This is a genomic window from Microcystis sp. M049S2 (assembly GCF_020245625.1).
GTDB lineage: Bacteria > Cyanobacteriota > Cyanobacteriia > Cyanobacteriales > Microcystaceae > Microcystis > Microcystis ichthyoblabe_A.
This window is the reverse complement of sequence record NZ_JADBUN010000097.1, coordinates 1-11,542: the sequence shown is the minus strand read 5'-3', so window position 1 is coordinate 11,542 and position 11,542 is coordinate 1. Positions and strand designations below refer to the sequence as shown.

Genomic DNA, 11,542 nt, shown 5'->3' with positions numbered 1-11,542 from the left:
TTTTGGTTCCTGTTGTTCATAGATAATATTCCCCTCGGCCTCGACAATTTTTTCCGACATTTTCCAAGTTAAGATCTGACTATACAATTGCGCCCCAGTTTTCTGATTAATTCCCTTAACCCCATCCTTGAGATAAGCGATACGATTGCCTAATTCCACCACCACACGATTACCAGTAATAGTGATTTGATCTTGATATTGAAAAATTTCCGTGGGGCGATCGGAAGTTAGGGTACGATTTTGATAGTTCCAAATTGCCTGAGAACCAGAAATCTGTAAAGGTGGTTCTAAAGAGCGATATTCGAGGTTTTCTTGCAGGATAACCTGATTATTTTTTCTTTCCCAACGACCGCCGATAGCAGTCAGGCGATCGATAATAGTTTTATCAATATAGCGATCAAAAGCGACTTTTTGATCGGTACTAATGACTTGTTGAGGAATTTCCCAGTACAGGCGCTCGGTTTGCAGGACGACACGAGATTCCTTAGCGGTAGCCACCACTTGACCTTGTAATTCTAGTTTTTCTTGGCGCGTGTCGTAGCGTCCTTGGCGCGCCTTAGCTTCTAGTTGTAGATGACTACCTTTGATCCCTTTGGAGGAGATTAAAATACCTTCCTTGGGTAGCCAACGCAATTCCGGCGCGTTAATAATGGCTTTATTGCGGGGATCTACAGCCACAATATTATCTTTGAGGAGAATTTCCTGGCCTTCCTTGTAAACTTCACCGCGGTCAGCACTAACCTGTAAAACTACTTTCCCATCTTGATAGATATTACCCTTGATATTTTCCAGACGGGCAATTTTTTGGTCTTGGGTGTAGGTAGCTTTTTTGACCTGAATTTTCCAGAGGGGTTGTCCCGATGAGTTAGCCTGTTCTAACGTGGCATTATTGAGAATTAAGCGGCCAGTTTCCTCGATTTTAGGCGATTCTGTCGGCGAAATTTTCGGCGGATCGGGAGGTTGACAGGCCGTTAATCCCAGCAAACCGATTAGGAGGGCAGCCCCCCGCCCAATTGATAATTTTAATTGTAACCGCTGCCTCAATTTTGATCGCTCCGCTGCTATTTTATTAGGGGTCGAGAATAGAGTCGCCTCCATCCCCTCCCATCCAGAACCGTACATGAGAGTTTTACCTCATACGGCTCCTCGTTTGACTGTTCCCTTGTTAAGGATACAGCCTGACATTCATTGGCTGTCTATATATCATTGTAGTTGACTCAAGGTCAAGTTAACTACGGATGATTCTAGGTTTCCATTGGCTGCCGTTTGATCACTGAAGACCTGACTAGGCAATTATTTCAGGCATTTCAGCCTTATTTGATGCCTAAACGTTTCGCACATCTTTAGTTATTTTATCTTGACCAAATTTCAATAGCCAGATCAGCTAGATAATTAGCTCGCTTTTCAATTTCTTCCTTATTCCAGACATTTTTGTCATAAAAGTATTTGTTCAAAGAAACATTAGTTTTTTTATTAAACAAACTAACTTTATCTAAAAACTGTTTATTAGATAAGTCTGAATTGTAGGCCGTCAAAGTCAGATTACCTAAAGTATGTAGCCAAGTTTTATGTATTTGTTCGTGATTATCACCAAGCATATCTTGCCAGTTCGGTGTTAATTTCTGGGGCATTATATGCTCTATTGTTAGGTTATCAGTATCAACCATCTCTTTGGTCATGCGGCGTTCTATGGTTTCCAGAATAAGCTTAACTCTATCATTCGAAACCTTCCACGGCAAACTAAGGAAATCAACTAACTAAATAAAATCGCCCAGTTAACGGGAGAATGACCCCCACCGAGGCGGTTTATCCTCCTTCAAGGTGACATCTTTCACCCAGTTTAACTGATTTTCAATACTCCAATGCCCCTGAATTGCCTTCAAAAAGGCTTCCGCAGACAATCTTTCACTACTGATGAAATAAGTCTTCTCCTCAAAGTTTTTTCCTTCCCGTTTGCCTTGACGTTTCACGAGGACAAAGCTTTGTCAACCTTTCCATCCTGCTCATGGTTATATACTGAAACGATGCTGACTCACATCTTGCTCGCAAGTCTGTCCACCTTCCACCGTACACTTAATACTTTTTGCCCCAGTTGCCAGGATGGTCTGGTATTTGCTTTAATCGCTAGTTTTGCTGGGAAAAACCCCTGGTTGAACGGTGAGAGTTTGTTGTTTACCCCTGCGGTTAATCTCGATTTCCAGATTACCACCGATCGCACTGGTTTCTACACCTTGCTGCACATCCGAAGCGGTTTTAACGGGGTTTCCTGCCACAGTTTCGATGATATCACCCGCTTGCATCCCGGCTTTTTGGGCGGGGGAATTTTCCACCACTCGCAGGACGATTACCCCTTCATTTTGGTCAATATTAAAGTTTAATTCTTTAGTTTCGTTCAATTGCTGCCGTAATTCTGGGTTTAGCGTCACCATGTGGATACCGATGTAGGGATGTTCCGCTTTACCCTTGCTAGATAGCTGTCCCGCCACTTTTTGGGCGGTTTCGATGGGAATAGCAAACCCTAAACCCTGAGCATCGGCCCGAATTGCCGTATTAATGCCGATAACTTCCCCCTTGGCGTTCAGCAACGGGCCGCCGGAATTGCCGGGGTTAATAGCGGCATCGGTTTGGATAAAACGAACCCGTTTATCGGGAACCCCCACTTCGCTGCTAGTGCGTCCTAGGGCGCTAATAATGCCCACTGTCACCGTATTATCTAAGCCTAGGGGATTGCCAATTGCGATCGCCCACTCCCCAGGGATTAAAGTTTCGGCCTTGCCAAAAGTCACCGTCGGTAAATTTTTCGCCTCGATTTTCACCAGGGCCACATCGGTCATATTGTCAACCCCCAGGACTTTACCCTGATAGGTCTGACCGTTTTTCAAAGTCACTTTTACTTGGGTTGTCCCTTCCACCACATGGGCATTAGTTAAAAGTAGTCCATCTGTACTGACTATAAACCCAGAACCGGTTCCCCGTTCCAAATGCTCCTTGGGAATCGGCACTTCATTACCAAAAAAGCGCCGAAAAAAGGGCTGTTTAAATTCTTCGGGAATTTGGTCGGCCACTTCCCGGGCCGAATCGATCCGCACCACCGCCGGCCCGACTTTCTGCACGGCCTGGGCGATAAAATTAACATTACCGTCGGTTTGGGGAATAACAGGGAGAGAGAGGGAAGCGGGGAGGATTGCCGGCGGTTTATTTACCTCTAGGGGTGCTTTTCTGCTTAAATACTGATTTCCCAGCACACCCACAGTACCACCTAGGGCGAGTAATCCCAGTGAAATCCCCAATCTTGTCAATAAACCCATAAGCTCTAGCCCTAAAATGTCGTGTGCGGTAGAATCGGCCCCAAACTTACCTACAATTATAGGCTGTCTTTTTCAAAGACGAACCCCTGGGGCAGATAAAGGCTTTTTGTATTTGATGGCAGTGGCAATCACGTTGATTAAGCGTTTCTCCTAAAGGTGAAGTGTAACCTATATTTGGCATCGTCTCCGCGCTCTGGTCTGCTTACTCCCCAAAAGGAAAATTTCGTATTCTACTATTAGGATAACCGCTGTAAAAATACTTCCCTGTAATCAAGTGGCTAAAACTTAACTCAGATGCTACATTTTCTGGAAATCTATTGGCTTTAAATATTGACAAAATTCTCGAAGCGTAATATGATGTTTTCAAATATTTCAAGCCTGAGTTTATGAATGATAATTTAAAGCTGGTTAATACACCTGAAGGTAAATTTTATTGTCTCGACCCGAAGACATCTAATTTATTGGAAAATCTGCGAGATTTGGCGAGTGCTTATCCCGGAATCGACGATAAAATGATTCATCCGGGGGATGTTTGCTTTGATATTGGTGCCAATATTGGCACTTTTTCAACTTTGGCAGCCCGTTTATCATCCCCTCAAGGCCGAGTATTTGCCTTTGAGCCTTGTCCAGAAACTCATCAAATTCTCTTGGAAAACCTGCGATTGAATAATGTTTCACATTTAGTAAAAGTACAAACTGATGTTATTAGTGATACTCAAAAAATTTTTTCTATAAAAAAAGCTCCTAAAAACATGGGAGCTACCCGCTTTATTGAATCATCAGAGGTGGAGGGAGAACTATTTACTTCCACAACCTTAGATTTGTGGATAGAAAATAATTTGCATCTAAAACAATGTGATTTTATTAAAATAGATGTGGAAGGAATGGAGATTAAAGTTCTTCAGGGAGCCAGGAAGACCTTAAAACAGTATCACCCCATTTTATATATTGAAGTTTGTTTACCCCATTACGAAAAATATGGATTCAAAATTGAGCAATTGCAAGAATTTTTAGCAGAACTTGGTTACCATTTCTTTCGTTATTTCGCTCCTGCGCCTTTTCTCACTAGCGATCTACGTCGCCTTCATTCTCTTAACCAAGGTTCTTATTTTTATAATTTAATTGCCATTCACCCTAGCAGTCCTCACTATCCTCAAAAATACAATTCTACACAAGAAGCTTTCCTGTTTATGATTCAGGAAAAATCAACAATTACTTATGGTGAATTACGCAGAAAATTTCCGATCAGAACTACAATTAAAAAACTTGTTAGGGGAGAAAAAAAGCCAGAATAAACTGAGATTTACCCCCACTGGGAGACTAATTAGGGAACTTACCCCGTTTACCGGTCTTCTTTTAGCGGTAAAATCACGAAAAAGCTATGAGAATCTCAGTTCATGCAATTGTTTGATCGCATCCGTTTAGGGATAGCCGTAGCGGTGGCTAAAACCGTTACTGCTGTGGTTAAAGGACTCCGTTTAGGGGCTGCCAGCGTCTTGCCGGGGGAAATTGCCCGTCGTCTCCATCCCCGTTTGTTGCCGCTACTTTGTGGGCAAGTCCGAAGGGGGGTAATCTTGGTGGTTGGCACGAATGGAAAAACTACCACTTCCCTACTCCTAAGAACTATTCTAGAGCGTCAGGGGGCAAAAGTCACCCATAACACCACTGGGGCGAATTTAATTAATGGTTTAATCACTGCTTTATTGGCCGATGCCAATTTATTCGGCACTTTAAAGGCTGATTATGCCATTTTAGAAGTGGATGAAAATATTCTCCCTTTGGTTTTAAAAGATTGTCGTCCTCGCGCTATTTTAGCTCTTAATTTGTTTCGCGATCAACTCGATCGCTATGGGGAAGTGGATACGATTAGTCGCCGTTGGCAAGGGGCCATATCTCCCCTACCCACCGATACTTTAGTGATTCTCAATGCTGATGATCCGACTCTTTCCCATTTGGGTCAACAACTGCCCCAAAGAGTTGTATATTTTGGCTTAAGTGAGCCGGAATTATATCTAGAAGAAATTCCCCACGCTGTCGATTCTATTTACTGTCCTAAATGTGGTGCTTCTTTGGATTATCGCGGAGTTTATCTCTCCCATTTAGGGGATTTTAGTTGTCCTAGTTGCGGCTTTAAAAAGAGTAATCCTGCTTTTCATAGTCACGATTGGCCGCAGATTTTAATCGGTGTTTATAATAAATATAATACTTTAGCGGCGGGTTTAGTAGCCCAAGAATTGGGGATTAAAGATCGAGAAATTTTTGAGACAGTTCAGGGTTTTAAAGCGGCTTTTGGTCGAGCGGAAGAATTAGAAATTGAGGGTAAAAAAGTTAGAATTTTACTGTCTAAAAATCCCGTGGGTATGAATGAAACAATTCGCGCAGTGGCTGATATTTTACAGAAAGAAAAGTCTTCTACTACTCTCTTAGTTCTCAATGATCGCATCCCCGACGGGACGGATGTTTCTTGGATTTGGGATGTGGATACGGAAAAATTAACCCGCTTGGGAACAACTTTAGTAGTAACGGGCGATCGACTTTATGACATGGCTTTACGCTTACAATATAGTCAGGATAGTCTCGCTTATCCCGTTAATTTAATTGTTGAATCCGATCTAAAAAAAGCGCTCCAAATTGCCCTTAATAACACCAAAAATGAGGAAACTTTACATATTTTACCCACCTATTCTGCTATGTTAGAAGTACGAGAGATTCTCACGGGTCGAAAGATTTTGTAGAAATTAGAAAAGAGTGAAGATTAGTGTTAGGTGTTGGGGTGTTAGGGTGTTAGTTGAATTCCCCCATTCCCCCATTTCCCCATTTCCCCATTTCCCCATTCCCCCATTTCCCCATTTCCCCATTTCCCCATTCCCTAATCCCCTAAAAAATTATGCAAGAACTAGAACTAAAAATCGGCTGGTTATATCCGACCTTAATGAGTACCTACGGCGATCGAGGTAATGTTATTACTATTCAAAGAAGATGTCAATGGCGTGATATTCCTGTGACAATTATTCCCCTAGATGCTCAAACAGAAGCCGAGAAATTTTATCAAGTAGATATAATTGTTGGGGGTGGAGCGCAGGATCGGCAGCAGGAGATCGTTATGCGCGATTTACAGGGGAAAAAAGCAGCGGCAATGAAAGAACAATTATCGGCAGGAATACCGGGAGTTTTTACCTGTGGTTCCCCACAATTATTAGGGCATTATTACGAACCAGCTTTCGGTCAAAGAATCGAAGGATTAGGATTATTAGACCTAGTAAGTAAACATCCTGGTCCCAATGCAAAACGCTGTATCGGTAACGTGGTTTTTGAAATTACTGCCTCTCCCTTAGCGGAGGAAATTAAAGCTATGACTGGGGAAAAACCGCTAGTAATTGGCTTTGAAAATCACGGGGGTCGTACCTATTTACAAACCGTTTCTCCTTTGGGAAAGGTGATTACTGGTTACGGAAATAACGGAGAGGACGGTTATGAAGGAGCATTTTACCACAATGCGATCGCTACCTATGCCCACGGTCCCCTACTACCCAAAAATCCCTTTTTAGCCGATTGGTTAATCCAAAAAGCTTTAGAACAAAAGTATCAAAAACCGATTTTTTTAACAAAACTTGATGATTCTCTGGCCCTGAAAGCACGATTTGCCATGTTTGAACGACTAGAACTAACCGGCGTGACCAATAAAGCCTAAACTGGTCATATACACTTATGGCAGGAGATAGTCAAACTAGCCATTAAGAATTTTAATTGTGGCAGCTTATGAAATTATGACTGGAAAAATTATCGATCGTCAAACGGCGGGGTTTCTCGTCCTCATCATCCCCCTAGCGGTGCTAATCATCCTTGTTTTTACCGCTTGGCCATTGATCCTACTTGTCTTCCTCTTAACTCTGGCAGTCAAGGTGTGGCAAGACTATCGCTGGTCAAAATTATCGACGGTGATTAACCCCTATTTCAATCAACTTTTACAGGACAATCAAGGTTGTCTCACCCCGATTGACCTATCGGCAAAAGCCAATCTCACGGCCAAATTAGCCAGACAATTTTTAGACAGAAAAGCTGAGGAATTTGGGGCGCAAAAAAAAGCTGTAGGCGATAAAGGTATGGCCTATTACTTTATCACCGCCAGTACCTTGGGTAGTATTTTTGATGAGAGTGACCCCTCTTTAGAAGAAATAGGGGAAAAACAAGTTCCTGCGATTACTGCCTCGAGATCTCCCCTGACCAATTTAGAGCCATCGCAGGAGGCTAAATCCCCCCTGATTGTCGCCGAGAAAAGCGAAAATTCTGTCCCGGAGGTTCCTGTTATTTCCTCCTCCCAATCTCTGACTAATTTAGGTAAATTATTTGAGGAAAAAGAGGAAGAAAATACTGCAGCAATCTCTGTTCAAGAAACGGTAATTCAAGAACCGGAGGAGATAATTAATCCTAGTTTAAACAGTTCTGCCAGTTCTTTGCTCCAGTCAGAATCAGAAGTTAGGGAAGAATCCCTAACCTCTGTATCTGAAACCATCTCATCGATGAGTTTGGCGGATTTGGCTAAACGTTTAGGAGTTACTCCGGCCGTTTTGGGTAGAAACAAGAAAAATAAATCCGAAACAGAATTCGCCGATTGGAGTCGCATCAGAGATCCCGATGGTATTGCTTGGAAATTTGACGCAAAAAACTCCTTATTTGTGGTCAGCTGATAGGTGATTTGTTTGGTTTTTTAGACAGGCTCAATGCCTGTCTTTTTTGGCTCTACGTCCTACCCTCAATCCCATAGATGGTTGCTTCAGATTGTTTGAGGATGTTGGAAATCATCACCCACCACAAATCTGGCGGTTGTATCAGTAACAGGATAGGTTTTAACGTAAATGAGACAACCTGTTGTTGAGGAAGGACTGTAGGGGCAATTGGGGGGGTATCTTAGCCAACTGCCTACTGGATAGCTACCTAATTCATCACTCCAGGTACCTTCAATGACAAAGATTTCTTTAATCTCAGTTTCGACAACATTCACCAACTGAGTGTTGGGCAGCCAACGCTCAATCCAGACTTTTTCTGAGAAATCTGCTTGCTCGTAGAGGTGTTGAACCTTAATTTCAGGCACTATACCTGCTTGCCAGGAGCCATTAAAAATGTTGGTTCTCACTTGTTGGCGAGTTTTACCACCATGTTGCCGCAATTTAACAAAAGTCAGGCATCCTTCCTCACTATAGGGGCGATGGATAAAGCCTTCGGGGTTAAGCATATAAGTACCCGGTGGATGCACCCCTGTTTCATCTGCAAAATTGCCTTCAAGCACCAAAATCTCTTCACCACCGGGATGTCCATGCAGCGGGAAAAAACCACCAGGATAGAATCGAGTCAGCATTGTCACTGGATGATCCTGGATTTCATGGTCAGACTCGAAACAGCCAAACCAAATTCCAGTAAAGTTTGTCTGAAACCAAGTTAATGATGTGGGAAGCACAGATACGCGGCTTAGTAAGTTTACGTGAACTTTTTGGGGTTTCCACAGAGATTGAGCAGTCATCTTTCCTGAATTTAATTTTTTTAGGTTGAAAAATTATTTAGCATTATTCTTCTACCTAAGAATACTATGTAAGCAGTTATGCCTTCAAGTTTCCGAGTTCATCTACTCTCATTAATAACTTCGGAACAGGAAATACGCGGAACTCGAGCGCCATGGCTTTTTAGTCCAGCTAACGGCTAAGTTATGCCGTGCTTCTCATCGACAAGAAGGTGATCGTCTTAATTCTTAAGCATAGCCGACAATCTCATGGAATGAACACTAGGGTCGTTTCATTCTCTCAAATCCTTATCTGATAACGTTTTTAGTCGATTTATCGGAATAAGTAGGTAGGCGTTAAAAATTATCAGAAACCCCCCTTATCAAGGGTAGGGTTGATTCATGAATCAACCCTACTATGAACCTAGAGACAGGGGGGATCAACACCCCCCTTATCAAGGGGGGATGGGGGATCAACACCCCCCTTATCAAGGGGGGATTAAGGGGGGATCAACACCCCCCTTATCAAGGGGGGTAGGGGGGATCGATGCCCCCCTTATCAAGGGGGGATTAAGGGGGGATCAACACCCCCCTTATCAAGGGTAGGGTTGATTCATGAATCAACCCTACTATGAACCTAGAGACAGGGGGGATCGACACCCCCTTATCAAGGGGGGATTAAGGGGGGATCAAAGGAACGCTGATTCCCGACAAGATGAGTGATTGACTTTCCTGCTTTCATCCCAAAATAGTTGTGCTAGAATGGCGAAAAATTCTCGCGATTGATAATTATGTTAGCCGAATTAGCCGCCGCCGAAATCGCTAAAATCGCCTTTGAAGCTGTTATCGGTAAATTAACGGAAGGAGCCATGGATAAAGGTGTAGAATTGTGGCAAAAAATTAAGCAAAAGTTACAAAAGGAACCCACCGCCGCTCAGGTTTTAGCGGCAGCAGAACAAACTAAATCCGAGGCGATGATTGAACAGCAAGTGGTTCCTTTTTTACAGGTAGAAATGCTCAAAGACCCCAATTTTGCCCAAGAAATCCAAACCCTAGCACAACAAATTATGACAATTAATCAGAATCAAACAGAAACGAAAACTCAAATTGGTACGCAAATTAACAAAGATATTAAACAACAATTGAACATTCAAGAAGTTAAGGGTAATTTAAATCTAGGAATCCCTCCTGAATGACTGGCGGTTCTGCACGCAAAAGCAGACGCAATAGAAAATAATCGCAGTAGTCAAAGGAGTACTTTCAAGGGAGGAAATGCTCGAAAAAGTCTCGTACATTGGCAGGGAAGGGAGGAGGAAATCACCCAAATTAAGCAGTGGTTTAATGATCAAAATGTTGCGATGATTGGCATCAAAGGAGTTGGAGGAATTGGAAAATCTACCCTAGCCAGTAAAATTTTTGAGGAGAAAATTACCCTCGATCCTTCCCTAGGGGACGATGAAGATTTATTCCCAAAACGCTTTTGGTGGGAAGCGGGAAATCTGGGCGGATTTAGTGGTTTAGCTCGCCAAATCCTGACGGACTTTGGTTATCCCGTCCCCGAAAAAGAAATAGATTTACAGGAAGCTTTAATCAGACAATTGCAACGCCATCGCCACCTAATTATTATCGATAATCTAGAGAGTTTATTAGGGGAAGATGGTTCTTGGAATAATGAATTTTATCAGCAGTTTTTCACTGCTTGGATAGAAAAAGGTGACACCAGCAAAATTATAGTCACCACCAGAGAAAAGCCAAAAACTAGGGGTTTTAACCGTTGGATTGAGCTAAAAGGTTTGAAACCTCCTGAAGGGGCGCAATTGTTAGCAGAATCGCAAATAACAGGGGATCTAGAGAACTTTTCTCGACGGGTGGATGGTCATCCATTACTCCTGCGATTGGTGGCGGATTTAATCTTAGCAGAATTTCCGCAAAACCCCAGTTTAGAAAGGTTAGCGGATTTAGGATTAGGAAATTTATCGCAACTTTTGAGCGATCCGCAGGTGGTGGGGAGTCATCGTCAAGAGACAGTGGGAATTGCTTTGGTTTTAGATGCTAGTTTTCAGCGACTTAGCCAAAGACAGCAGGAATTATTCACTAAAACCAGCATTTATCGCCGAGAATTTGATTCTCTGGCAGCCAAAGCGGTGATGGATAATTACCCAGAGATCGCACTGTCCGAGATCACGGCAGATCTGCGAGAATTACAGCGACGATCATTATTAGAAGAAAAAGAGGAAAATCGCCAGCGAATTTTTAGTTTTCAGCCTTTAGTTTGGGAATATGCACAATACAAAGCCGGCGATCAAAGGGAATTACACCAAAAAGCGATCGCCTATTATCTTTCAACTATAAAAACAAAACCTTGGCAAACCCTAAAAGACGTAACAGAATATTTAGAAATTTTTTATCATTGGAGTCAGCTAAAAGTCTATGATTCTGCTTTTGATATTCTCCGTGCTATCTATGATTTTCTCACCCTGGGGGGGTATTATCAAACCCTAGCGGATTATTACCTTGAATTAGTCACTGTTTACCAACAACAGGAGGAGCAAACCAACTGGAATTATGCCGCATCCCTCACCAGTTTAGGCAATGCTTACTATAGATCTCTTGCATAAGTCTAGACAAAATAGGATAAAATAGTCCAAGAGTTAAGATTGAAAGATGACTTACGAACAAGTAAAAACTTTAAAGCCAACAGAGTTCAAACGCTTGTGTGGCGTGTATCCAGATACATTTA

Annotated in this window: 11 protein-coding genes; 6 read left to right on the top strand and 5 right to left on the bottom strand. The window is 42.5% G+C overall.

Going from position 1 to position 11,542, the window contains the following annotated elements:
- From lptC to IM496_RS08585, 4 genes are all read right to left on the bottom strand, one after another.
- Positions 1–1,044, bottom strand: a 1,044-nt coding sequence (gene lptC, locus IM496_RS08600) for an LPS export ABC transporter periplasmic protein LptC (protein ID WP_287661733.1), incomplete at its 3' end; no start/stop codon positions are given.
- Between the two features lie 308 nt (positions 1,045–1,352).
- Positions 1,353–1,739 (bottom strand): HNH endonuclease family protein, encoded by a 387-nt coding sequence (locus IM496_RS08595; RefSeq protein WP_287661731.1) that lies wholly within the window; start codon positions 1,737–1,739, stop codon positions 1,353–1,355.
- A 36-nt stretch (positions 1,740–1,775) separates the two neighbouring features.
- Positions 1,776–1,970, bottom strand: coding sequence for a hypothetical protein (locus tag IM496_RS22675; protein ID WP_502861750.1), 195 nt, complete (start codon positions 1,968–1,970; stop codon positions 1,776–1,778).
- Between the two features lie 147 nt (positions 1,971–2,117).
- Positions 2,118–3,308, bottom strand: coding sequence for an HhoA/HhoB/HtrA family serine endopeptidase (locus tag IM496_RS08585; RefSeq protein ID WP_287661730.1), 1,191 nt, complete (start codon positions 3,306–3,308; stop codon positions 2,118–2,120).
- 386 nt (positions 3,309–3,694) lie between these two features.
- On the opposite strand from IM496_RS08585, the gene IM496_RS08580 reads away from it, so the two are divergent.
- From IM496_RS08580 to IM496_RS08565, 4 genes are all read left to right on the top strand, one after another.
- Positions 3,695–4,603, top strand: a complete 909-nt coding sequence (locus tag IM496_RS08580) for an FkbM family methyltransferase (RefSeq protein ID WP_287661729.1) — start codon at positions 3,695–3,697, stop codon at positions 4,601–4,603.
- Positions 4,604–4,705: 102 nt separating this feature from the next.
- The gene (locus tag IM496_RS08575) at positions 4,706–6,043 is read left to right on the top strand and encodes a Mur ligase family protein (RefSeq protein WP_002800268.1); all 1,338 of its coding nucleotides are present in this window, start codon (positions 4,706–4,708) and stop codon (positions 6,041–6,043) included.
- 152 nt (positions 6,044–6,195) lie between these two features.
- Positions 6,196–6,999 carry a type 1 glutamine amidotransferase gene (locus IM496_RS08570; protein ID WP_194018334.1) on the top strand — a complete coding sequence of 268 codons (804 nt, stop codon included), beginning with the start codon at positions 6,196–6,198 and terminating at the stop codon, positions 6,997–6,999.
- A gap of 76 nt (positions 7,000–7,075) precedes the next feature.
- Positions 7,076–7,996, top strand: a complete 921-nt coding sequence (locus IM496_RS08565; protein WP_353737630.1) for a hypothetical protein — start codon at positions 7,076–7,078, stop codon at positions 7,994–7,996.
- Positions 7,997–8,082: 86 nt separating this feature from the next.
- On the opposite strand, the gene IM496_RS08560 is transcribed toward IM496_RS08565, so the two are convergent.
- Complete coding sequence (locus tag IM496_RS08560; protein ID WP_194018335.1) at positions 8,083–8,826, bottom strand: cupin domain-containing protein; 744 nt, start codon at positions 8,824–8,826, stop codon at positions 8,083–8,085.
- A gap of 767 nt (positions 8,827–9,593) precedes the next feature.
- Here IM496_RS08560 and IM496_RS08555 point away from each other — a divergent pair.
- The gene (locus IM496_RS08555) at positions 9,594–9,998 is read left to right on the top strand and encodes a hypothetical protein (RefSeq protein WP_004162443.1); all 405 of its coding nucleotides are present in this window, start codon (positions 9,594–9,596) and stop codon (positions 9,996–9,998) included.
- Positions 9,999–11,420 carry an NB-ARC domain-containing protein gene (locus tag IM496_RS08550; protein WP_353737629.1) on the top strand — a complete coding sequence of 474 codons (1,422 nt, stop codon included), beginning with the start codon at positions 9,999–10,001 and terminating at the stop codon, positions 11,418–11,420. It begins immediately after the preceding gene.
- The last annotated feature ends 122 nt before the right edge of the window (positions 11,421–11,542 follow it).